Origin of the sequence: Ravibacter arvi (genome assembly GCF_039540405.1) — a bacterium.
In the GTDB taxonomy this organism is placed as follows: domain Bacteria; phylum Bacteroidota; class Bacteroidia; order Cytophagales; family Spirosomataceae; genus Ravibacter; species Ravibacter arvi.
The window spans coordinates 152,856-176,593 of record NZ_BAABEY010000026.1; the positions used below are offsets into that span (position 1 = coordinate 152,856).

Consider the following 23,738-nt stretch of genomic DNA (forward strand, 5'->3'; position numbering starts at 1 on the left):
GGCCGTTGTCACAGCCTGGCAGTCATGCGAATTACCGCTCAACTGTATCCAATCCGCTTATTCATCACCAACGACTATGTAGAAAAAAAACTATTTTTTATGCGTCGAATTCTTGCCTCTACTCCCGGAAGCCATCGTGCCGGAATTTTTTTGAAACATGGTATGGCGCCACCGGGAACAGGCTGATCGGTGCGGGCAGTATGGTTGAACGTGGTCGCATCTTCAGGAGAAAGTATTTTCCCGGCCAGTCACATCAGCGAATGCAGGGGCGCTGTAACGTTTCCCAGGGAGTGGGGAAAGCCGTCAGAACGCGCGCATTCGGTATTTTTGGATATTTTACAAAAAAATTTGTATTTTTTTCTTGATTATCCAATATTTAGTCGTAACTTTCATATGTAAATCTTGATTTTAGCCAGACGCTAAGAGAAAGATTCACGGGCCCCGCAGTACAACTTTAACAGGTGGATTGTGGGGCTTTTTAATTTGCTCAACGTTAGCTCCTCCGCCGGCACATCTGAATTGGCTTTTTAATACTCCCCGGTATTAAGGCGGGTTCTAAGGGGCCAAACCAATTCTCGTGTGCATGGGAGTATATTTTTAACAAACTATCCGCACCTAACCTTTGAGTCCACCCGGTCAGTAGACGGTGACCGGGTGACTATTGCTCCGGGCTTCAGGAGTTACGCACCGGCTTGTGAAGCCGCCTGTTTATTTGTCTACCACCATCCGGGTATTTTTTTTCTTTATTTTTTTTGAAAAATTTTCCCCTTCTCTATTTTTGCCGGCAACTTTAAACGCATGGCCCGAACGTGGGCTATGCAACCATTCTTTAATAAATGAAACTTAGTGATAACTTTTGTTTGTTAGATTATGTCATCTTCTTGTTCAACTTTCAAAAAGTACAACTTTCGTTCTCTTTGCGGCTTGATGTTCTTGATCGGACTTTCCGCAAATCTACAAGCTCAGACTTCAGCTAAATCCGATCAAAAATCTTCCTTTAAAGCCAGCCTGTTTAACCTGGAGGCGGTCGCCGGCGAAACCTTCCGGTATTCGGCGACACTGCACAACACAGCGACAGAATCCAGGTACTACGCATTAAGCGCCAAACTTCCCCCGGGGTGGTTTGCCGGCTTCCGAACCATGGGAAGCCCGGTCACTTCCGTGCTCCTTGAAGCAGGGAAAGCGCAGGAAGTCGCTATTGAAGTGAATGCGGGCCCCAATTCGAAACCCGATAAGTACGCGATACCCGTTACGGCAGTGTCGGCCGGTGATACGCTTGTGCTCAACCTGGAGGCTGTATTGAAAGGAGCTTACGGCATTACGATTACCACTCCGTCCGGGCGGCTGAGCGAGGACGTTACGGAAGGCAGCGTAAAGGAGATTGTGTGTACGGTAAAGAACACCGGGACATTGCTTCTTACGGATGTAGAGCTGACCTCTCAGGTCCCTCCGCAATGGCAGGTCACCTTTGAACCCGCTAAAATAGAACGTATAGAACCGGCCGGCTCAGCCGAGGTAAGGGCTACGGTGAGGGTGCCCGATAAGACCATTGCCGGGGATTACGTTTCCACTTTTACGGCTAAAAGCCAGAACGCCAATTCCAATGCCTCATTCAGGATGACGGTCAAGACTTCGGTGTGGTCAGGCTGGTTCGGTATCCTGGTAATACTGGCGGCTGCGGGTTTGGTTTACAGGCTGATCAATAAGTACGGCAGAAGATAATAGGTAGTATGGAAAATCCTGTCATTGACTTGAAGGGGTTGACTAAATGCTATGGTTCTCTCAAAGCTGTCGATAACCTGAACCTGACGATCGGGAAAGGCGAAATTTTCGGGTTACTGGGTCCGAACGGCGCGGGGAAGACGACTTCGATCCTTATGATGCTGGGCCTTACCGAACCAACCTCCGGTAAGGCCCTGATCTGCGGTGTGGACGCCACCACCCATCCCATCGCCGTGAAGCGGAAGGTAGGTTATATGCCTGATAGCGTAGGTTTTTACGATAGCATGACAGCCCTTGAAAACCTTGTTTACACGGGTAAACTAAACGGTATTCCGGATCATGAAGCGAATACACGCGCCCTGGACCTGATGAACGCGATCGGGCTGGGAGCTGCCATACATAAAAGAACTTCGGTTTTTTCGCGGGGGATGAAGCAGCGGCTGGGCCTGGCAGAAGTATTGATCAAGCGGCCTGAGGTAATTATACTTGACGAGCCTACACTAGGTATCGATCCGGCCGGCGTCAGGGAGTTCCTGGCGCTCATCCGTCAACTTAGCCGGGACCAGGGTTTGACGGTACTTTTGTCGTCGCACCATCTGCACCAGGTACAGCAGGTCTGCGACAGGGTCGGTATTTTCGCCGGCGGCAAAATGCAGCTGGAGGGAAATATCAGCCAACTTTCGCAAAGCTTATTCGCTCACGAAACCTACTCAGTGACCATCACCCTGAAAGATCCGCTGCAGTCGCCCTGGCAGCACGAGGCCGAACTCAGGGAGATGAAGGATGTAACGCAGCTCGATATGGCGGAGACGCTTGTAACCGTGGCCTGCTTGTCCGATATAACGCCCGACATTGTTCGCTTTTTTGTAAAGAAAGGACTTGACATAACGGGTGTCCAGAAAAAAGAGATCGGACTGGATGAAATTTATCAGAAATACTTTGAAAACAACTTAACCGAAGACAGTACAAATGAAAAGCCTCGCGGTATTTTCCATGGGTATTTCAAGAAATAGCGCGCCTGGTACAGCCTCCGCTCCGTTCAGCGTGATGGTAGCGAAAGAGGCGACGGATCATATCCGGAGCTGGCGGTTTATCGTGTTGCTGGCCCTGATTATTCTCACCTTTTTCGGAGCGCTTTATGTGTCGTTCAGCAACATAAAAGCTGCGGTCTCTAACGTGCAGGACCCTGAGAGCGTGTTCCTTTACCTGAAATTGTTGACAACTTCCGACGGCACCATGCCGCCCTTTCACGTGTTCCTGAATTTTCTGGGCCCGCTGCTTGGCATTGCGTTGGGTTTTGATGCGATCAATTCGGAACAGAACAACGGTACGCTGATTCGTGTGATGGCGCAGCCGATATATCGTGATAACCTGATTCTGGCCAAGTTTGTCAGTGCGCTGATCATAGTAAGTTATCTTTTTTCCGCCCTGGCCTTGCTGATGATCGGCGCCGGGGTATTTCTGACGGGAGTTTTGATCGAGCCGGCAGAGATATTGCGCATACTTGGTTTTGTGCTGATAAGTGTTGTTTACGTTGGTTTCTGGCTGAGCTTGTCCATTTTGTTTTCAATCGTGTTCAGGCAGACGGCTACCTCTGCGCTTACGTCTATTGGGGTCTGGCTGTTTTTTACGGTTTTCTACCAGATTGCAATCAGCCTGGTTGTCAAAGCCTTACTCCCGAATCAGCCTGTGCTCACGGAGCTGGCCGTAACCAGGTACAATGAGCTGATTTTTAATTTACTTCGCCTGGCTCCCAGTCAGCTTTATTCCGACGCCACCACCACCCTGTTGATGCCTTCGGTACGGAGCCTGGGACCACTTACGATGGAACAGATGGCGGGGGCCATTCCTTCCGTTTTGCCGTTTAAAGAAAGTTTAATGGTGGTCTGGCCGCAGGTCAGCGGGCTGCTTGCCGCTACGGTTTTTTGCTTTGCGATGTCGTACTACTTGTTCATGCGGAGGGAAATCAGAAGTTGAAATCGAGCCCAATAGCAGGCCTGGAATAAAAAAGCTGTCCCGGATCTTATACCGGGACAGCCGCGGGCACCACGCTTAATGGTACCTGCTTTATTTAATCGACAATAAGCTTATACCGGTATGTTTTTCCATTCGCGATACATTCCAGGACATACAACCCGGGCTGCGCGCCCCGAACGCTGAACTCAAAACTATCCGCCTGTTCCTGTACCCGGGCGGGAACCACATTGCCGGCGGGGTCTAACAGACGGAAAGTATCTGGTTGTATCGACTTTTTCCACCGGAAGGTTTTGCCAACAGCCGGGTTAGGATAGATGAACGCCGCATTTACGTCTTTAGCGGGTTGCACAGAAATGATTCTTGAATACTCAAAGGAAGCGTCTATGTCGATCATTTTCAGGCGATAGTAGGTGTTGCCTGAGCCGGTATGGGTATCGGTGTAGGCGTATTTGCCATTTCCCGCCGATATTTCTGCAAGTGCGATGAAACCTGCTTTGGGATTGACACTTTTCTCAATCACGAAGCGGTCGAAGTCTGCTTCGTTAGCGGTAGACCAGGTAAGCACCACGCCTTCGGCGGTGGTTTTGCCGTCAAAAGCGATCAGTGTCACCGGCAGTGAAGAGAATGTGATGGTGACAATCGCATTTGAAGACAAACCGGTTGCGGTTTCGGTAAGTGTATAGGTCAGCGGTGTCGGATTGTTTGTAAATTCCGTATCCGGGTCGAAAGTCAGATTTCCCGTGGCGGGATCGTAGGTCCAGACGCCTTCGCCGGGTACGGTGACGGTATTGCCTGCAACAATGCTTCCTTCTGGTAATCCGGTATTGGTCAGCGTAACCGAGGTATTGGTGGTCGTGGCAGGGCTTCCGTCGGAGATCAGGTCATTGGTCAGGATGTTCAGGGCGACAGTGGTCCCCGCAGCGTTGTTTTCGCTGATATCATTGTTTGCTACCGGCGGCTCCAGGAGATAGGTGACGGTAATGTTGGTGGGTGCGCTGGTAAGTTCCCCGCTGTCGGTAATGGTGTACTGAATCGGGGTAGGGTTACCGGTAAAACCTGTTCCGGGAGTGAAGGTCACATCGCCTGTGGTGCTGTTTAGAACCCAGGCGCCTTCACCCGGTACGGTGAAACCCGTGGTGTGTCCCTGGCCGTCGGTTGTGATACCCGTAGCGCCGGGGGGGAGCTAGTAAGCTGATATTGTCAGGCGAAAGCGGAACACCGCCGAAATCCGTATCGTTGGCAAGGATATTGAACACGGTAACAGCTGTGCCGGCGGGCTGGTCGAGTTTTTCATCGTCCGCGGCTACGGGGGGACCCTGTATGCCGAAATTGATATTGGTTACGTCGGTAGCCGCGACGGTAAATACCTCGCTGATCCCGTTGACAGCCGGATCTGTTCCCGTATCCGGGACGCCGTTAAATTCTCCGGTGTAGGCCCATCCGGCCGGCATTTGTTCGGCCGGTTTCGGCGATCCGGGCACGCCGGCGTTGGTGCTCAGGCTAACAGTGTAGTCGCCCTGACCGGTAGCCGGAAAACTATAGGTTCCGTCGGCATTCACGGGCACGGTAGCGACCACGACGCTATTGGCATCGACCAGGTTGGCATTTAAACCCGAAGGGACTGAATTGGCAACTCCGGAGCTATTGTTGACATTCCCTCCATCAATGTCATTAAATACATTCCTTCCCTGCCGCATAGTCAATAAGGTCCTGTTTGTGAGCGCGGAAAAGGCCTTTGTTGGAAGGTATCCAGAAATCGTGAAATTTATCTTCTACTATACAATGGGCCTGGTTAAGAAAGCCTTCGCGGTCGGCCGGCAGCCGGGTTAGCCTTCCGTTCGAAAGTAGGAAAAAGCCGTCACCATAAGTGGTAATCCAAATCTCACGGGGATTTGAGCTATAGAGACTCCTGATATCCATTTGTTCAAGTCCTTTAATAAGCTCCGTTCTTCTTTGCAAGCTGTCATAGCGCATCAACCCCTGGCTGGTACCGATCCAGAGTTCGCCGCGTTGAGTCTGAAGAAGACAGCCGATCTTTCCGTTAATCCTGACAATTGCCCTGGCATTTTTGGTTTCGTCTTTGGCGGCCAGGTCAATATATCCGATCTGCCCGGTTTTCGAACCCACCCAAATGTCATTTCCCAATCCCCGGCACAACTTACGTTCGCCAAAGCCGCCGTCCCGGTCGGTCACGCTTTGCAGGAAATTCCCTTTTGCATCAAGGCAATAAAATTGTTTGCCTTTTGCGATCCAGAAATTTCCCGCCCGGTCTTTGAGCATCGAAAATCGTTCGGCAGGCGGACGCAGCGAGGCTAATCCCCTTATCTGTACGGGGACGCGGTGTTGCCGGTCCAGTACCAGTCCTTCAGGTGTAAGAACCGAAGAATCCGTAAAAGGAAGATGGGCGTAGAAGATGTTATGAAAGTCACTATTGTACTGATCTTTTACTACGTCGAATACCTTTTGACGCACTACAAATATGCCCTTTGCAATACTGCCCAGAAATAAGGTCTGACTGGATTCCTGGTAAAGCATTTTCACCACCATACTGGTTTCCAGGTCGAAATTATCCAGCAACAAACGGGTGATAAGATGCCCGGTATCGGGGGAGTACCGGATCAAATAAAGCGAGCCTTCCAGATAGGCGAATGCCTGTCCGTGGATGCGGTTCCTGAATGAGCGTATATGGCTCTTTTTCTTAAGAAAGGCCGGGTGCTTTTCGATATCACCTCTTAACGTTACAGACCTGACTTCATGTTCGGAAATCAGCTTGAAATTGACTCCCTCACCATGAAGATGATAAAATAAGACATTGTCTACGTTCATGAAATTTTCCACACAAACCTTTTGCTTCTGATCGGTTATAACCCTTGTCCTGTGTTCGGGTTCTGAAGGAAATTCATTGAAATATGGGGTGCCGGGAAAAGCGGTAATGCCAATTATTCCCGATGCGTCAAGAAAGGCAATCTTCTCGTCGGTATATACGGCATAACGGTCCGGACCCATCGGTATAAACTCGTACTTCGGGTAGTTTTCGGATGTGTAGGTCGTGTCCACCTTCATCCGGGATAAGGTATCCTGAAGTAAAGGGAGCAGGGCGGGCAGTGCCACCCCGTTTTTTACATCCTTATCTACCCGATAAGCCTTGCCGTTTTTTATCCTGATCAGCCGGAAATACTCGTCGACGCTGTAGAGGGTGCTTTTCCCGGCCAGGCTCGTCAGGCGAATCATCCGGCTACTCCGGGTGCCCAGTTTTTCTTTATCATAAACGAAGGTGTGCTGGCCGTCGAAGCGCGCCAAGCCACCCTGGGTTGCAACCCACACAAATCCCAGTTCGTCGAGTGCGAGCCCGGTAACGCTGTTTTGCGGAAGACCGTTTTCGTCCGTAAACTGGCGGACATAATACCGGCCTGGTCCTGCCGGTGCAGCAGTACACGGATGCAGGAGACACAGCCAAAGAAGGGCCGGTAAAAGAGGTAGACGCATGGGAGGCAATGCAGTGTTTTTTGTTCTATAGACGCCTTTTTTTCAAATATAGAATTCTGTTGTAAGAAAAGTGAAAATTTTGTAGTCGCCTTGGCAAAAATGTCGAGTTTTATTTCGAATTTTTTGTGGTTTCCTGGACGTCGTTTTGTCGGTTACCGATCACCCGTTATGAGGGTGCGAGCACCTGATACGGAGTCTACAAAGCAGAAAGGAGCCCCAGATTTTGCCTGGGGCTCCCTTTACTACCTGCGAAAGATCGAGGTGAGTTACTTTTTAATAATCACTCGGGTGTTGTAGCGCGTACCGTTTTTATGCTGAATGGCGATGATGTAAGTGCCTGCATTTAAATGGGTCACATCTATTTCTCCGGATGTTGGTTTTGAAGCCGAATAAACTGCTCTGCCATTTAAATCGTAGATGTCTACATTCCGGATGTCGGTTGAATTCAGAACGCCTTCGATTTTTATTTTGACAGCATCAATTGCCGGGTTGGGGTACACAGAAACTTCCGCTGCAAGACGATAGTCCAGACGGATGATATTGCTGTAAGCGAAAGTCCGGTCAAAGTCAATCATTTTCAGGCGATACATGTTTTTCCCGTTCGAAGGATCAGAATGGGTAAAAGTATACCTGGATAACTCCCGGCTCTCACCTTTGGAAGCTAAACGGCCAATCGTGATCCAGTTTTTGCCGTTGACACTGTGCTCGATCTCAAAACCTTCGCTATTGGTTTCGGAGGATGTTATCCAGGTTAATGCGACCGAGCTGTTATCGCCTTTTCTGCCGGTAAAAGAAACCAGGTTAACGGGCAGTGAGCCCTCCCACGCAATGGCGTAGCTTACAGGTGTGCTTTGTGCGCCCGCCGCGTCGTGCACAGAATAAGTAAATGAGACGTTGCTGTATCCGGAGCCTGTAAACTGGAATTCGAGTTTCGTCGGGTCGTAATTGGGAATATAGTAATTGGCTGTGGTAATTGGCGTTCCGTCATAAATAAGCGTACCGGCCAGCGGGATTGTGTTGATGGTGACGCCATAAGGCGCCGTGGTGCTGTTAAGTACGCCGCCATCCGGATCATTACCGGTCAGGTTGCCGGGGGTATTACCTGTATTGCTGTCGCCTCCGGCAGATAGTGATATGATATCGTTAACAGCGGGTGTTGCTGGCAGGTTAAATGATTTAACTTCTGCAACCGGCGGCTCCTGGATACCGAAATTGATATTGGCCAATTCACTCCCTGCGGTGTAGGTAAACGGCGGGCTGATTCCGTCAACAGGCCCCGTATTGCCCGTGTTCGGGGCGCCATTAAATTCACCCGTATTTACCCAGCCAGTCGGGAGAACAGGCGTCGGAGCAGGCTCGTTTACGACTCCGCTGGTCGTACTCAATACTACGGTATAGGTGCCGGAGGGAGTCCCCGTAAAACCATAGATCCCCGCCGAATTAACGGGAACAACGGCCACCACATTTCCGGCCGAATTCACCAGGTTGGCGAAAAGCCCGGAGGGTACCGTATTGGGTGCGCCCGTGCTGTTGTTTACATTTCCTCCATCAGGATCGTGAAATATGTTACCCGAAATGGATGCAGTAAGAAAAGCATTCGGACAGCTCGCTCCGTCGTTGTTGGCTGCACTCAAAGAGGTGGAGACAAGCGAGGCCGTATTGGTATTGATGTCAATCTTGTAGAACCTGCCGAGTTGGTTGGCAAAAACATAGAAAATACCAGGGGCCTGATCTATAAATACAGATCCGTACGCGGTTCCTTCCGTTTGAATGCTTGCTCCGCTCACGCCTCCCGCACTTAGCGTAACCTGGGTGGTAACCGGATTGATCGTCACGCTTTTAAACGCGTTTCCGCCTGTAGTGGAAGGGTCCATCATGCTATAGAGCAGTCCGGTGGCGGGATTATAAGCCACATCCGACAGGTTGAGGATTGAACCGGCCAGATCACCGGTGAAGGCGTTTCCGTAGGGCGCGGTGTCCAAAGCAAATGAAGCCGTCGGGTCAACGAGCTGCAAATAGGTGGAACGGGCCGGGTTAACATCAATAACATAATATCTGGTAGCCGTCCTGTCGTAGACAAACCAGTAACCATCACCTATAAAATCGCCCACATTATAACCCATCGAAGGCACAGGCAGGTTAGGGATATTATAAATTTCAGTGCCTCCGTTGGCTCCTATTTTAACGACCTGATTAGTGGAAGCGATAACGCCCCATAAATAATTGTCTAAGGTATTGTATCCTATGGCATTTGCGGATACGGTCAGCTCGCTGATAAGCGTACGGGTTCCGGTGGCAACATTGTAGCTGTAAAGATTGGAATAAGCTCCCCCTGAATAGGTTACCTGGTAGGCCAGTGCCGAGCACTCGAAAGGAGTAGGTGTAACTAAAAATGCGTTGGGGCAACTGGCGCCATCATTGTTTTCGGCAGGGGCTGAACTTGAAATAGTTACCGCCGTATTGTCTGCCAGGTTGACTCTGTAGAACCGGCCCTGTTGATTGCCGAATACATAGAAATGATTCTGGTTCGCGTCAATAAAGGCCGAGCCGAATGCCTGGGTTTCTGACTGAATGCCGCCTCCGAGGATCGCCGCAGCACTGAAAGAGACAGCACGGGTAAGCGGGTTCACGGTGACTCTCCTGTACGCCAGCGCTCCCTGCGGATCTATCACCCCATACAGCAACCCGGTTAAAGGGTTATACGCCAGATCCGAAAGGGACAACCCGGGAGATCCGTTAAAAGTGTTCCCGTAGGGGCTGTTGTCTAAAACAAAGGCTGCCGTCGGATCAACCAATTGCAGGTACGTGGAACGGGAGGGGTTGACATCTATCACGTAATACCTCGGCGTTCCCCCGCCATATACGAAATAATACCCGTCACCTATAAAATCCCCCACGTTATAGTCGGCAGTCGGCAGGTTGGGTATAACGTGAGTTTCAATGCTTCCGTTTGATCCGATTTTAACTAAATTTTTGGTAGTGACAGCAATACCATACATAAAGTTGTCTGTAGTATTATACCCGATAGCATTGACGTTCAATGGAAGCGTATGTAAAAGGGTGCGAGTGCCGGATGCCACGTCGTAGCTGTAAAGGGTGGAATTTGAGCCGGCGTTGCTTGATACCTGATAGGCAAGGTGGGAGCACTCAAAAGGCGCTGGCGCTTGCCCTGAGGCAAAAATAGCGCAGAGCGTCAGGGTTAGGCATAAATAAACGCTGATCGCCTGTTTGGTTAAATAGACTATTTTCATAAACGTTTCTGTGTTAGCGTGAATTTTTAAGGTAGAAGTTTTAAATATTTTGTCTCATGTAAAAATTATTGACTACTAAGTCGGCAACATATATTGCGGGTTTCAGTTAAGAAAAAAGGACGGCAGAACAGAATAACACTAAAGAATTAATCGCCGTAATTCGTATAATTAGAAACTGACTTAATGCCGGAATGATTTTTCTGTAAAAAGTATATTCCGGAATAAAACCCTGTTGATGGGGCTGACCATTCCAGGCTTCGGGTGACGTAAATTCTGTGCGTTCCGCTTAGCCGGTAGTAATATTATTGTATGGGCGCGATGTCTATTGTGACCGGTAGTATCAGACAACGGAAATTCGTAAGCGCTGGTGACGGGTAAAATGTAAAGTGAGATTTCATAAGTATTTCCGTTGAATAATGTTTGAGTTGACTTCTTATGGTGAGCGTTATTGAGGTTGCCGAAAGTGAATCCACATTTGAGGCGGACGACTTCGTGACCCGTGATATCTGTAGTTTTTTATAAATAACGCTGTAGAATTAGTTGTGTGATCGTAAATATAAATATTGGCAATATGTGTAAATATTATTTATTTGAAGTATGAATATCTTGTCTGGATACAGAGATTTTTTTGTCTAAAAACGGTGATTTTTTTGTCTAGTAGGGTGATTATTTTGTGGGGTCGGGCGAATTCCGACGGGTCGCAGAACAAAAATCCGGCCAGCGGAGATACGGCGCTGGCCGGGTGTGAACCCCTTACCGAAATCAACCAGAACCCCGATGACCTGGCCGATGAAAGGGTCAATCCAGTCTATGTGCTTACATCGGTCGTGACAGGTTCCGCAACCGCCCTGTCCGATGTTTCTTTTTCCGGGAACGTCACCCAGCTGGTCCTCTCCTAAGCCATGCAATGTTTCCGCCAGGGAATTAATAATTTAAAAAGGGGGCAGGAATCAATTTGTGATCATCAATGAGCGCATTACCAACCGTTTTAAACGATGCTTGTGTTGTTAATTCTCTTGTAATCAGTCATTTAAAGCGCAAAAATGTTACGATTAATAATTGTCGGGTGAGACGTGTCTCAAACCTGCTTTTACATAACCATAGATACGCACCTATACCGGGTGCCCACGAGATCGGAGTGCGCCGACGGACGTTTTGCTTATATGATTTTTTCTCGACTACTTTGCAAAAATTGACACTATGGCGCGTATGGTCAGGCTTCTTATCATCTTGTGTTGTGATAAGTTGTCAATGCCGTCGAGACTGGAAAACAATGAAAGACACAATTGTAAATGATGCTGAGCTGGTGCTGCTTCTGGAAACAGGCGACGAGCGTGCCTTCCGGGAAATTTACGATCGGTATTGGCATAAGCTCTATCGCATGGCAGTTGGCAAAGTCGGGTCGCAGGAAAACGCAAAGGAACTGATCCAGGACATTTTCCTGGACTTGTGGTTCAGACGCAACGAGGTGCACATCGATGAGCTTGACCGCTATCTTTCCAGCGCCGTAAAATACAGGGTCCTGAACTTCATAAAGAAAGAGATTGTCAAGAAAAAATATGAATTGTCAGTATTTGCAAAGTCACCGGAAACAAACCGCAGCACAGAAGACACCCTGGCCTTCCGGGAGCTTCAGCAGGCCATAATGACCGGCATTGAGCAGCTCCCGCCAAAAGTACAGCACATTTTCAGGCTGAACCGCATCGAGCACAGGTCCGCCTTCGAAATTTCGGAACTCCTTAAAATGCCTGAACGTACGGTTGAATACAACATAACGCAGGCCCTTCGGTTGATGCGTGAGTATTTAAAGGACTACGTGGTTTATCTCCTGTTTTTTTATTTTAGCTTTCCCGAACTGATCTGACTTCCCGGCCGGTTTCCGGTATTTGCCGGTCCAAAGGCGGTAGCTTTTTGAAAGGTCCGGATATGTCGTGTCCCGGAGTTGCGCCCGTTCGCAGGAGGTCTGAAAGCGGACGAAACGAAAGGCTATGGCCCGGGTTATCTTTCTCTATGTCGAATATGTAATGATTTAAATAAAATTAGGCTAGTTTGGGTCTTTTGATATGATTTTTTCAATAATTGGCTTAGATTCTTGCGGTGGAACCGCTTTGACCGTACTTGTTATTTGGGAGGTAAAGCCAATACCAATCTCCTGCCGATGGTTATGCGAAAATACTGGAAAGGATTTTTAATGCTGCTGGAACGATATCAGAAGGGCGTCTCGACGACAAAAGAGAAGCGTATCATGGACATATGGTATGATTCGCTGGAGGCTGAACAGGAAGAGCGGCCGGGTTTAAGTGAGGAGGAGCTAAAGAAGGAAATGTGGCTGGATATAAGCGCCAAAATGCGCCGGGGACCGGGATATCGTTCTGTTGAAGAAAAAAGGTGGTGGCAATCTGACTACTTCAAGGTCGCTGCAGCCGCTGTTCTCCTGCTGAGCGGGTATATATTGTATTGGTCACAGCCATTCCGGCAGGCCCTGATCTCCGGTGTTCCCGACTCGGAAATTTCACAGCTTGAGAAGGCTTCAAATGCTGCGACCGTGGCGAGGAAAATTGTGCTGTCGGACGGCAGCAATGTCACGCTCGATCCGGGCGCTGTTTTATTTTACGCCAAAGAATTTAGCCGCAACAAGCGTATCGTCTACCTAAAAGGGAACGGGATGTTTGAAGTGGCCCGCGACCCGGGTAGACCTTTCTTTGTATACACAGACGATATTGTGACAAAAGTACTGGGTACGAGTTTCACAATAAGGAAAGCGGAGAGGTCCGGTGCGATTGAAGTCGCGGTTATCACAGGGAAGGTAATGGTCGAAAAAACGGCCGGCAGCAATGACCGGGCCGGTTTATCCGCAGAAAAAGGGGTAACATTGACGCCAAACAGGAAAGTTACCTATTATGCCCGAAGTGAACAGTACGTCACGGGACTGGTCGACGCCCCCCGGATTATTGAAAAAGGAGACGATTACCACAAACCCGATGCTTTTGTTTTCAGGGAAATACCACTCTCGACGGTATTGGAAAAGCTGGAAAAGGCTTACGGTATTAAAATAGAGGTAAGTAGCGAAAGATTAAACAATTGCCGGATTACGGCAGACCTGTCGAAAGATGACCTTTACGGCAGGCTCGAGATAATCTGCGCGGCTGTGAATGCCCGGTTTGAATTAACCGGTGATAAAGTCATGGTGGCCGGACAAGGCTGTGATTTATAACAATTTAACCCTAAACCTTATGATGGAGACAATCTATTTAAATCAGTACTTTTAAAGACAAAATGCCGGAAATACGGCAATACTTCCGGTATTCTCCCTGTTGGCAATACATCTATTATTCCATTCATTTTATCCTGAAAAAATGAAAAGGGGAGCCTGTTGCCAAATCTTCATTGGATTTATTTTAAAAACTGGATAAATGAAAAAGCCAAGACAATTCAAAACGCCGTCGGGCACTGTTATGAAACTGTTCTTCGTGCAATTAATTGTGATCATTATTGCAGCCGGCAATACTTATGGGAACGTAGTAAGCGCACAGGAATTGCTCGGGAAAAGGGTGACTTTTAAAGCCGAAAAGAAGGAGGTTAGGGTCATCCTGTCGGAACTGGAAACCATCGCCAATGTGAAGTTCGTATATAGTGCACAGTTAGTTCCGGTGACCCGCTATGTTTCCATGTCGGTTACCGACAAGACGATCGCCGAGGTACTCGATGAGCTATTCCGTCCCAACAGGGTAACCTACAGGATTGTGCGGAATAAAATCGTCCTGCAGTTGGAGGCGCCTTTGCCGGGTCAGGCAGATCCCGGCACCCAGTTGGAAAAGCCTGCCGGTGCGCTGCCGGCAATCCGTTTAAAAGGAAAAGTCACCAGCGAAAATGGCGAAGGCCTGCCGGGCGTAAGTATTTTGGTGAAGGGAACGCAGCAGGGCACTATAACGGATGCCGGGGGTATGTTTGCACTGGAAGTCCCGGATGAAAAAGCGGTGCTGGTATTTTCGTTCGTCGGGTACACTACCCGGGAAATAGAAGTAGGAGACAGAACCAGCATCGACATTGCCCTGGTGGTAGACGAGAAAGCGCTTGAGGAAGTAGTGGTGGTCGGTTATGGTACCCGGAAGAAGGCAACACTTACCGGGTCGGTAGCCAGCATGTCGAGCAGCGAAATAAAGAAGAACCCCGTGACAAACCTCACCAATTCCCTGGCGGGGATGATGCCCGGAGTTGTGACCACCAACCGGACCGGTGAGCCGGGAAGAGACAATTCCGGGATTCTGATCCGGGGAAAAAGTACTACCGGAAATACAAGTCCGCTGGTGGTTGTAGACGGGATCCAGGGGGTCTCGGGCTGGGAGCGGATCAACCCAAACGACATCGAGTCCATTTCTGTTTTGAAAGACGCTTCGGCTGCCATCTATGGAGCCAGGGCCGCCAATGGTGTGATTTTGATCACCACCAGGCGCGGGAAGGCCGGCAAGCCGGTTATTGAATATACATTCAACCAGGGGATCGTTACGCCGACCCGCCTGCCCAAGATGGCGAACTCTGCAGAATTCGCAGCTTATGTTAACGAACTACAGGTCAAGGCAGGACAGGGACCGAGGTATACGGATGAAGAAATAAGAAAATTCGCCGACGGCAGCGACCCGCTCAATTATCCGGATACAGACTGGTTTGGCGAAGTACTCCGGAAAGCCACCAGCCAGAGCCGCCACAATCTGAACCTCAGGGGAGGATCTGAAAAGGTCAGGTTTTCTGTTTCCGGTTCATTTTCCAACGAAGACGGGATATTTAAAAAAGGCAGCCTCAATTTTAAAAGCTACACCATCAGGTCTAATGTCGATGCGGATGTCAGCAAAAATATCAGAGTCGGGCTGGATATCAACGCAGGACTGGACAATGGAAATTACCCTTCCTTCAATACCTCGACCACCTTCCAGCGGCTATGGCAATTGCCGTTTATCCCGGTATACTGGCCGAACGGGTTGCCGTCGTCAGGCATAGAAAACGGTGAGAACCCGGCCGTCATGGCCACTTCAGCCACCGGCAACATCAATAACAGAACCCAGCGGTTCCTCACCAAAGCGACTTTTGACATTAACCTGCCCTGGCTGGAAGGCCTGGGAGTAGACGGTTATTTTGCTTACAGCAATGATGTAGCGACCACTAAAAACTGGCGTACCCCCTGGACGGTATATGATTATGACAAAATCAATGACGTATATATTTCAAAGCCCGGGGGCGGGATTCTGAAGCCGCAGCTGACGGAAAGTTTTAACGGTGGTACGAGCGCGCTGACCAACCTGAGACTGAAGTATGAGCGGCGATTCGGCGATCACGACGTCAATACTTTTTTTGCAATCGAGCAGCAGCTGAACAACGACCGCAGTTTTTCGGCTTTTCGGAAAGACTTCATTTCTTATGCGATAGACGAGCTGTTTGCCGGCAGCCTTGTAGACCAGTCGACAACCGGTATCCGGTCCGAAAGCGGGAGGAGCAATTTTTTCGGCAGAGTAAGCTATGGTTTTAAAGATAAATACCTGCTGGATTTCAATTTCAGATATGACGGCTCTTCCAATTTTCCTCCCGGCAAGCAGTACGGTTTCTTCCCGGGGCTTTCGGCCGCCTGGCGCATTTCGCGCGAAGAGTTTATGAAGGATCTGAGTTCGGTGGACGAGCTGAAACTCCGTGCTTCCTACGGGAAAATGGGTAACGACGCCGTAACTGCGTTCCAGCACCTGGCGTTATACACTTTGGGCAACCAAGGGTATCATTTCGGGTTTCCCTCCGCATTTTCTCAGGGATTGACGACGGGCGTAACGCCCAACCCCAATATGACCTGGGAGGTACTGACCAGTTCAAATATCGGGCTTGACGGTAGTTTGTGGAACAGCCGGCTGGGCTTCACTATTGATGTCTTTAAGCAGAGAAGGTCCAACATCCTGACGACCAGGAGCCTGGCGGTGCCCGTCTATACCGGTCTCAAGCTTCCCAATGAGAATATCGGGGTGGTAGAAAATAAGGGTATTGAACTGACCCTATCTACCGCCCACACATTTGGAGCGATCAGATACCATATCTCGGGAAACATGGGGTATGCAAAAAACAAGATCATCGACATCAGCGAAGCTGCGAATATCCCGGAGTGGCAGAAATCAGAAGGGCATGTGATAGGGGCGACCCGCTATTACAAAGCGCTGGGCATTTTCAGGACACAGAACGAGGTCGACAATAACCCGGTGTACCCGGGAACCAAAGTCGGTGATTTGCAATACGAGGACGTGAATGGCGATAGCAAAATTGATGCCGCCGACATGGTAATGACAGACAAAATCAATATCCCGCAGATTACCTACGGGCTCAACATGTCCATAAGCTACAAGAATATCTCGCTGTGGGCGAACTTCGCGGGTCAGGCCAGGGTATGGCAGTACTACCATCAGAATGCCCGGATAGCCATCAATGCGCTGCAGGAGTTTGTAGTCAATCGGTACACCCCCGGAAGCATGGATTCCAAGTATCCGACGCTGCCCACCATCGAAGCCGGAGCGGGCGGCGAAGTAAATGGCCAGTTGTCGGATTTCTGGTTAATGAATACCTCATTTGTAAGGTTAAAAACGCTCGAGCTCGGCTACGACCTGCCTGTGTCGCTGCTGTCGAAGTTCAAGATCGGCGGCCTCCGGCTTTTCGCCAACGGCAACAACCTGTTTACGATTGATGAGCTAAAGATCTATGACCCGGAAAACAGCAATCCGTCAGGCGGCTACTATCCTCAAAGCAAGATTTACAACCTCGGGTTCAACCTTACCTTCTGAATAGTTAATCCTATGAAAAAGATTCAATACCTGATAAAATCGATGAGAAGGATGTCGTTTTTGCTGGCGACGGGCCTGACGACGCTTATGATTCCTTCCTGTATAAATGACGTGCTTGACAAGGCGCCGCTCGACCGCTTTTCCGACGATGCCGTGTGGAAGGACAAGGACCTGATCAATGCCTTTATCAGCAATACTTACCGGCTGATGCCCATAGGCTTCTCGGGGAGCGCCCATCAGCGGCTGGCGGGTGTGACGGATGAGTCGTATCAGCGCGGCGATGGCAGCAACTTTATCAACCTGGGCAATATTACGCCTTCTTCACTTGGAGTGCTTGACTCATGGACAGGCGCGTCAGGTTTCAATTACTGGTCGGTTATTACCAACTGTAATATTTTCTTTGACCATATTGATCAGGCTGCATTTGACCAGTCAGTCAAAAACCAGATGATCGGTGAAATGAAGTTTTTAAGGGCGCATGCCTATTTCAAACTGGTTGCTTTTTTCGGCGGCGTACCTTTGATCGAAAGCTCTTTTACACTGAACGACGATTTCAATGTACCCCGCAATACCTACGACGAATGTATGGATTTCGTTGTTAAGGAGCTTGATGAAGCAGCAGCCTTGCTTCCGCTGACCTTTAATGCGGCTAATGCCGGACGGATTACAAAGGGTGCCGCCCTGGCGCTCAAGGCCAGGGGACTCCTGTACAGGGCCAGTCCTTTGAACAACGCCGGTAATGCAGCGAAGAAATGGGAGGATGCCGCCGCCGCCGCAAAGGCGGTGATTGACCTGAATCAGTACGCCCTGTTTCCCGACTACAAGGCGCTGTTCCTCAAAAAAAACAGTTACAACTCTGAAGTGATATGGTCACGCGGATTTGATTCCTCGGTAGATCCACAGGCGGTCCGGACCGAGCTCTCGCAGTATCCGAACGGGTACGGCGGATTTGGGCAAACGCATCCTCTGCAAAACATAGTGGATGATTATGAGATGGTTAGCGGTAAATTGCCTGCCGAAGACCCCTTGTATGATCCGCAGAATCCTTATGTAAACAGGGATCCGCGCTTTTACGCCAGTATCCTCTACGACGGGGCGCCGTTTCAGGGCAGGCCGGTGGAGACTTTCCTACCAGGGGGAAAGGACAGCAATGAAGGCGCCTTATCAGGGTGGAATGCGACACTTACGGGATATTATCTACGGAAATTTATCGATGAAACCATTGTTAACCCCAGCCAGGAAAACCAGGGGAATTCTCCCTGGATATTCATTCGTTACGCCGAAGTTTTGTTGAATTACGCCGAAGCCATGTACTACCTGGGGAATGAGGAGACATGCCGGGAATATTTGAATATGGTCAGAAAGCGTGAGAGCGTCAGGATGCCGGACATCACGGAAAGCGGTACGGCACTTTTGAAAAGGCTGCAGAATGAGCGGCGGATAGAGCTGGCATTTGAAGAGCACCGCTGGTTTGATGTGCGCAGATGGAAAATTGCGCCCGAAAGGCTGAATGAGGACGGTAGAAAGATGACCATTATCAGAGCCGCCGACGGAAGCAAAACTTACACGGTGTCTGACTTCAACCCCAGGGCATTCCATGAGCGTAATTACCTGGTACCGATCCCGCAGGCAGAGATCAACAAAAATCCTTTGCTTGAACAAAACCCGGGTTACAACTAACGCCGAAGGAGCTAAAAAGCGGTCCCGGAATAGAAGCCGGGACCGCTTTTTTTCATGGTTATCGGGAAGTTTTCTCTGTTCCTGAAAGCCGGCATGGTACCGTTGGGGTAGACCTTCGGGCCATTACTTCTACTCTAGCTACCGAGTGATTTTTTGATAGTATCATATTCAAATTGAAAGCCGGCTTTCCTAAGTTTTTCATTGCTTACTCTTGAGCCGGCTAACAACATGGTGGACATCTCGCCAAAGGCCAACCGAATCAGGAAAGAAGGTGGATTGGGCAGGAAACTCCTCCTTCCGAAAGATTGTAATAAGGATTTTGAAAATTCATTCATCGTGATGTGCTGGCCGGCGACGGCATTATAGACGCCCTCCATTTGCGGATTGGAGCGTATAAACTCATAAATCTTAACCAGATCGCGAATGTCGATCCACGGCATAAATTGTTTGCCGCTGCCTAAAGAGACATTTATCCCGATTTTAGCCATTGGAGATATTTTTTTAACCATTCCGCCGTCTTTCCCGGTAATGATACCTTTTCTTAAAATGACGGTTCTGACACCTGAGTCGCTGAACCTTTGGGCGGAAGCTTCCCAGTCTCTGCAAACAGCGGGTAAAAAGCCATCCCCTTCTTCCGATGTTTCATCAAAAATTTCGTTGGTTGTCGTGGTGCCATAAAAACCGACTGCAGAGGATGAAATGAAAGTAGCTATCCTGAATCCATTTTCTGCCACGTACTGATGTAACAACCCGATCGGCTTTACTCTGCTTTCTACAATTTCCTTTTTGCGTTGCCTGGTCCACCGCTTACCCGCAATATTTTCCCCGGTCAGGTTGATGATCGTATCGACGCCTTCGAAAGCTTTTCTGTCGATATATTTTTTGTCAATATCCCATCTGAAAAAATGAGTATTGGCGGGTGTATCTACAATCGGTTTCCGGGTTAATACATGCAAAGTGTACCCTCTCCCGGCTAAAAATGAAATGAGGTGCTTTCCGACAAAACCTGTCCCGCCGGCTATGAGTATGCTTTTCATTTTCAATTACGATAAGGTGTTTCTAAAGCATAAGGTATGCCGGGTTGAAGACCGGTTGATGACAACCGGAATTGCAGCGGCATTCGCTCGCTTATACGTTTAACGCCGTCGGGTTTGGGAATTGTATTGCTTGTCGAAATAATCTGCCCTGACAAGCCTCGGTTCCAATACATCCCTACCATTGACAATACTATTGAGAGGTGCGCCTACCGGAGGGTCATCCCGGAGCGCAGCCGAGGTGTCTCTCGCTCCCTATACCCAATCCCTGTCAGAGGTTTTTTATAACAAGAGATCCTTCGGCTCCACTGCGTTTTGCTCCGCCCCCGCTGAAACTACCGGGTACAACGCAGCTTCAACTGATAAGGTTTACGTCCCCCAAAAGAGGGATATTATGGTAAGAAAGAATTGATTCACTTTGCGCTGCTATGGGATGGCTCCGGGTAAGGTGGAGTCTCCGGTGCGATGATTTTTCTCTTTTGGAGCTTAAGACGTACAAAATTCTTATTATTAACATTAGCCGGGTAACCTGCGTATGAAGAACCTACTTCTATCTATTTTCCTCCTTCTTATATTTCGGGCCGGTTGGTCGCAATGCCCGGTGCCTGTCAGTAACGCGATAGACTTTAGGTCACAGGCCGCAGTGGATGGTTTTAAGTCGAATTATCCCAACTGTACGGTAATACCCGGGATTCTTCGTATTTCCGGTACTGACATTACGAACCTGTCCGGCCTGGCGCAAATAACGGGTGTGACGAGAGAACTGGTCATTAATGGTACGAGTATTACCAATCTGAATGGCCTTAACAACATTACCAGCTCGGGAGGTGCGTTGCAAATATTAGGAAACGGATCCCTGACTTCCCTGACAGGCCTTGGCCAAATTAATGATCTGTGGCTTAGACTAGAAAATAACAGTGCGTTGTCCAGCCTTAGGGGGATGGAACATTTTACCTCCATAAATACGCTGAGCATAAGTGAGAATCTTTCGCTCACCGATCTGACTGCACTGAGTAACCTGACGACAGTCACCGGAGTCCTCGATATTTCAGTGGGCACTCCGGTAACCAGTCTGGCCGGGCTTGAAAATCTTACCCAGACGGAAGAATTATGGTTACAAAATCTGCCCTCCCTGGCTGATATCAGTGCGCTAGCCAACCTAACTACTATCGATAAATGGTTGTATATAAGCAATTGCCCTTCGTTGCCCGACCTTGACGGGCTGTCAAACGTAGAGCAGATCGGGGATTTAATTGTGTTCCGCAATCCCGCCCTGGTTTCATTAGACGGACTAAGTAGCCTGAAAAAAATAACGAGTTCGGTGACAATTACTAATAACGACGCGCTGAGCGAATGTGCCATAAAGGCAATCTGTGATTTTGTGAGCGTAGAAGAGGCTCTGGTAAGCATTGACAATAACCTGGGTGATTGCCGGGACCTAAATGCAGTTCGGGCTGCCTGTGTTGAGCTACCGGTCAGGTTGGTCAGTTTTGACGCCAGTGAAGAAGCCGGACAGGCACACCTGCATTGGAAAACAACCGATGAAACGAATAGTCACTATTTTGAGATTCAGAAGAGTCAAGATGCTAAAAACTGGCATATCATTGGGTCGGTTTTGGCAAAAGGGAGCAGCCGGCAGCCTAACCAGTATGCTTTTACCGATAGATTTCTTGCCTCGTCCATCAGCTACTACAGGTTGCGGTCTGTAGACCTGGATGGATCCTATAGTCTTAGTCCGATCGTTTCGGTCAACATGGCGGGACATAGACAACCTCTGGTATACCCTGTCCCGGCGGTAAGCGGTGCCTGGATAGAAGGAGGGCTCAATACCAAAGCCGAACTACTCAACATTCGCGGAAACGTATTGAAGACGTGGCAAGTAACTTCAGATAAAGATTACCTGGATCTAGGCGATTTAAACCCGGGACATTATTTAATCCGGATTGGGGGGCAGGCACCCTTGCGGCTAATCAAAAAATGAAATTTCTAAAGTTGATTTCACAAGGGTGCTTATCAGGAAGGTGGTAACAACCGTATTCGCCGGATACCAGTAAGCACTCCGTACCCCGTTAGGTCGTTGGCCCCGGCTGGGTTGACCGGTTAAATGCTGCGAGGTGTTGCCTTTTAATGCTGACAGCATGAGAATTTACCAATGAGCCGCTACAAGCCATATTTTTTTGTCTTCACTTTGATCTGTTCGCTCACCGGGTACGGCCCTTTAAAAGCGGACGGTATTCGGTACCCTTGGCGGGCTGCGCCTGTCATCGTATTACAGGGCGGCCAGTTCGATATTTTATTCGATAATGAAGAGCCGGTAGCAATCGATTCGATACGCCTGGAAGGGCCTTATTATCAGGCCAGGGTTGCAGTTGACCATATAGACAAGGGAAACCATTTGTTCGATTCATATACAAAAGCATCGGTGAATACCAGGATCCGGGCGGGTGTTCCGCGCGGAACGCCGGAGGATTTGTATGACCTGGTCATATTCACCGGCCCAAAAAGTCACCGTTCCGTCAGGTCGGTGAAGGTAATCCTGGAATATAAGAAACAGCACCGCTTTATCCACATCAGCGACCCTCACGTTTCGCGTCAGTGGGTGGGTTCGCAGGAAAACGGCTATGCCAAGGAGCTGGAGCTCTTTGACAAATTTGTGGACATCGCGAATATCATCGCTCCGGATTTTATTATTATGACCGGCGACCTTATTCATGATTACACACGACTGAGCGCCGACAGTTTGGGTTGGGGAGGAATTTTACACACCCGGCCCGATCAGAAGCCGTCAGCGGAGGAGAAGTTCAGGAACTATTTCGAAGGTGCGAAAGGATTTAAGGGAGTGTCCGGCTTGATTTCCCCTACATTCAGTATACCGGGGAACCACGATTTTTATGGTATGGATGCCGGCGATTTCGCCGCTAAGTCCGGACAATGGAACCGGCTCTGCGGAAAAAGGACGTTCGGAATGTCCTACGGAGATACCAGGGTGCTCTTCCTGGACGATTACCTGGGGGATCCGGTGATCGACGTACCCGATCGCGCTCCGCTTTCGGGGTTGCAGGGCGATGTGCTGAGGCGTTTTATGGAAACCGAGGGGCCGGGGAAAATCACGATCCTGGCCCAGCACCGGCCCGATCGTATCGATACGGCGTTCTGCAACCGCCACGGTATCCGACTGGTCCTGAACGGACATAATCACAAGCCTTTCCGGGAATTGGTCGGGAAGGTTCCGACCCTCAGCATCAGGCCCGGTAGCATAAGCAGGAGCGGATCTGTGTCGGAATGGGAGAAAGTACTCGGTTTCTTCAGGGTTTTTACAGTCGAAGACGGGAATTATACTTTTACCGAAGCGTTGAGGATTGTAAACAACCCCGTGGCTGATTACGCTTCCCTGGAACCCAATATGCTTTTGACCTTCCAGGCCCCCAACGACGGCTCTCAAAGCCGAAATGTGGCCAGGCTGGACAACCGTTTTCCCTCGGCCTTTAAAGACTGCGGCGCAAGATTTGTGATGAAAAAAGGGAAATATACCGTCGAAGGGGCGCAAATAAAGCAAGTCATAGCTAGCGGCGACTACTCGGTGGTGGACGTTAAGTTTGATATCGGGGCCGGCGAAGTCAGGCAAATATCGATCCGCAGCGTGAACTGAGCCGGATTTCCGGAATGCCGCTAAGGGCGGGAAGCGTACAGTATATTAGCCGGCGCGTTGAACCCTCGATAGATAAAGGGCAAAATGCCCCTTCTCTTTACACTGTTGCCGGCCTTGTTGAGCTAGATTTTTG

General features: G+C 49.4%; 15 protein-coding genes. 10 read left to right on the forward strand and 5 right to left on the reverse strand.

Annotated elements, in window-relative coordinates; genetic code table 11:
• Positions 1-927 precede the first annotated feature (927 nt).
• The 3 genes from ABD852_RS15130 to ABD852_RS15140 are packed head-to-tail and all read left to right on the forward strand — an operon-like array spanning position 928 to position 3,699.
• Entirely contained in the window at positions 928-1,722 is a 795-nt protein-coding gene (locus tag ABD852_RS15130; RefSeq protein ID WP_345030372.1) for a COG1470 family protein, read from the forward strand.
• 8 nt (positions 1,723-1,730) lie between these two features.
• Complete coding sequence (locus ABD852_RS15135) at positions 1,731-2,735, forward strand: ABC transporter ATP-binding protein (RefSeq protein WP_345030374.1); 1,005 nt, start codon at positions 1,731-1,733, stop codon at positions 2,733-2,735.
• Positions 2,692-3,699, forward strand: a complete 1,008-nt coding sequence (locus ABD852_RS15140; RefSeq protein WP_345030376.1) for an ABC transporter permease — start codon at positions 2,692-2,694, stop codon at positions 3,697-3,699. Before ABD852_RS15135 ends, ABD852_RS15140 begins: the two co-directional genes overlap by 44 nt.
• Positions 3,700-3,793: 94 nt before the next feature.
• Here ABD852_RS15140 and ABD852_RS15145 read toward each other — a convergent pair whose 3' ends face one another.
• The 4 genes from ABD852_RS15145 to ABD852_RS15160 all read right to left on the reverse strand — a co-directional run bounded on the left by ABD852_RS15145 (position 3,794) and on the right by ABD852_RS15160 (position 10,436).
• Entirely contained in the window at positions 3,794-4,861 is a 1,068-nt protein-coding gene (locus tag ABD852_RS15145) for a T9SS type A sorting domain-containing protein (RefSeq protein ID WP_345030571.1), read from the reverse strand.
• Positions 4,812-5,396, reverse strand: a complete 585-nt coding sequence (locus ABD852_RS15150) for a hypothetical protein (protein ID WP_345030378.1) — start codon at positions 5,394-5,396, stop codon at positions 4,812-4,814. Before ABD852_RS15150 ends, ABD852_RS15145 begins: the two co-directional genes overlap by 50 nt.
• A complete protein-coding gene (locus ABD852_RS15155; protein ID WP_345030380.1) occupies positions 5,371-7,185 on the reverse strand; it encodes a ligand-binding sensor domain-containing protein in 1,815 nt (604 codons plus the stop codon). The genes ABD852_RS15150 and ABD852_RS15155 overlap by 26 nt, the downstream gene beginning before the upstream one ends.
• Positions 7,186-7,451: 266 nt before the next feature.
• Positions 7,452-10,436, reverse strand: coding sequence for a DUF6923 family protein (locus tag ABD852_RS15160; protein WP_345030383.1), 2,985 nt, complete (start codon positions 10,434-10,436; stop codon positions 7,452-7,454).
• A 650-nt stretch (positions 10,437-11,086) separates the two neighbouring features.
• Between ABD852_RS15160 and ABD852_RS15165 the strand changes: the two genes are divergently transcribed.
• From ABD852_RS15165 to ABD852_RS15185, 5 genes are all read left to right on the forward strand, one after another.
• Positions 11,087-11,335 carry a hypothetical protein gene (locus ABD852_RS15165; RefSeq protein WP_345030385.1) on the forward strand — a complete coding sequence of 83 codons (249 nt, stop codon included), beginning with the start codon at positions 11,087-11,089 and terminating at the stop codon, positions 11,333-11,335.
• Between the two features lie 374 nt (positions 11,336-11,709).
• Positions 11,710-12,300 carry an RNA polymerase sigma factor gene (locus ABD852_RS15170; RefSeq protein ID WP_345030388.1) on the forward strand — a complete coding sequence of 197 codons (591 nt, stop codon included), beginning with the start codon at positions 11,710-11,712 and terminating at the stop codon, positions 12,298-12,300.
• A gap of 300 nt (positions 12,301-12,600) precedes the next feature.
• Positions 12,601-13,650: a FecR family protein gene (locus tag ABD852_RS15175; protein ID WP_345030391.1), complete on the forward strand. Its 1,050-nt coding sequence runs from the start codon at positions 12,601-12,603 to the stop codon at positions 13,648-13,650.
• Between the two features lie 199 nt (positions 13,651-13,849).
• Positions 13,850-17,242, forward strand: a complete 3,393-nt coding sequence (locus ABD852_RS15180) for a TonB-dependent receptor (RefSeq protein ID WP_345030393.1) — start codon at positions 13,850-13,852, stop codon at positions 17,240-17,242.
• A 12-nt stretch (positions 17,243-17,254) separates the two neighbouring features.
• Positions 17,255-18,922, forward strand: coding sequence for a RagB/SusD family nutrient uptake outer membrane protein (locus tag ABD852_RS15185; protein ID WP_345030395.1), 1,668 nt, complete (start codon positions 17,255-17,257; stop codon positions 18,920-18,922).
• Between the two features lie 134 nt (positions 18,923-19,056).
• Here the strand turns inward: ABD852_RS15185 and ABD852_RS15190 are convergent, their stop codons facing one another.
• The gene (locus ABD852_RS15190; RefSeq protein ID WP_345030398.1) at positions 19,057-19,959 is read right to left on the reverse strand and encodes a TIGR01777 family oxidoreductase; all 903 of its coding nucleotides are present in this window, start codon (positions 19,957-19,959) and stop codon (positions 19,057-19,059) included.
• 532 nt (positions 19,960-20,491) lie between these two features.
• Between ABD852_RS15190 and ABD852_RS15195 the strand changes: the two genes are divergently transcribed.
• Together ABD852_RS15195 and ABD852_RS15200 are read left to right on the forward strand one after the other, a co-directional pair.
• Complete coding sequence (locus ABD852_RS15195; protein ID WP_345030399.1) at positions 20,492-21,937, forward strand: hypothetical protein; 1,446 nt, start codon at positions 20,492-20,494, stop codon at positions 21,935-21,937.
• A gap of 171 nt (positions 21,938-22,108) precedes the next feature.
• A complete protein-coding gene (locus tag ABD852_RS15200) occupies positions 22,109-23,605 on the forward strand; it encodes a metallophosphoesterase family protein (protein WP_345030401.1) in 1,497 nt (498 codons plus the stop codon).
• Positions 23,606-23,738: the final 133 nt, after the last annotated feature.

Bases quoted from the DNA above. Each gene is read 5' to 3' on its own strand.
- ABD852_RS15130 (WP_345030372.1), top strand. From the start codon at position 928: ATGTTCTTGATCGGACTTTCCGCAAATCTACAAGCTCAGACTTCAGCT.
- ABD852_RS15135 (WP_345030374.1), top strand. From the start codon at position 1,731: ATGGAAAATCCTGTCATTGACTTGAAGGGGTTGACTAAATGCTATGGT.
- ABD852_RS15140 (WP_345030376.1), top strand. From the start codon at position 2,692: ATGAAAAGCCTCGCGGTATTTTCCATGGGTATTTCAAGAAATAGCGCG.
- ABD852_RS15150 (WP_345030378.1), bottom strand. From the start codon at position 5,396: ATGCGGCAGGGAAGGAATGTATTTAATGACATTGATGGAGGGAATGTC.
- ABD852_RS15155 (WP_345030380.1), bottom strand. From the start codon at position 7,185: ATGCGTCTACCTCTTTTACCGGCCCTTCTTTGGCTGTGTCTCCTGCAT.
- ABD852_RS15160 (WP_345030383.1), bottom strand. From the start codon at position 10,436: ATGAAAATAGTCTATTTAACCAAACAGGCGATCAGCGTTTATTTATGC.
- ABD852_RS15170 (WP_345030388.1), top strand. From the start codon at position 11,710: ATGAAAGACACAATTGTAAATGATGCTGAGCTGGTGCTGCTTCTGGAA.
- ABD852_RS15175 (WP_345030391.1), top strand. From the start codon at position 12,601: ATGCGAAAATACTGGAAAGGATTTTTAATGCTGCTGGAACGATATCAG.
- ABD852_RS15180 (WP_345030393.1), top strand. From the start codon at position 13,850: ATGAAAAAGCCAAGACAATTCAAAACGCCGTCGGGCACTGTTATGAAA.
- ABD852_RS15185 (WP_345030395.1), top strand. From the start codon at position 17,255: ATGAAAAAGATTCAATACCTGATAAAATCGATGAGAAGGATGTCGTTT.
- ABD852_RS15190 (WP_345030398.1), bottom strand. From the start codon at position 19,959: ATGAAAAGCATACTCATAGCCGGCGGGACAGGTTTTGTCGGAAAGCAC.
- ABD852_RS15195 (WP_345030399.1), top strand. From the start codon at position 20,492: ATGAAGAACCTACTTCTATCTATTTTCCTCCTTCTTATATTTCGGGCC.
- ABD852_RS15200 (WP_345030401.1), top strand. From the start codon at position 22,109: ATGAGCCGCTACAAGCCATATTTTTTTGTCTTCACTTTGATCTGTTCG.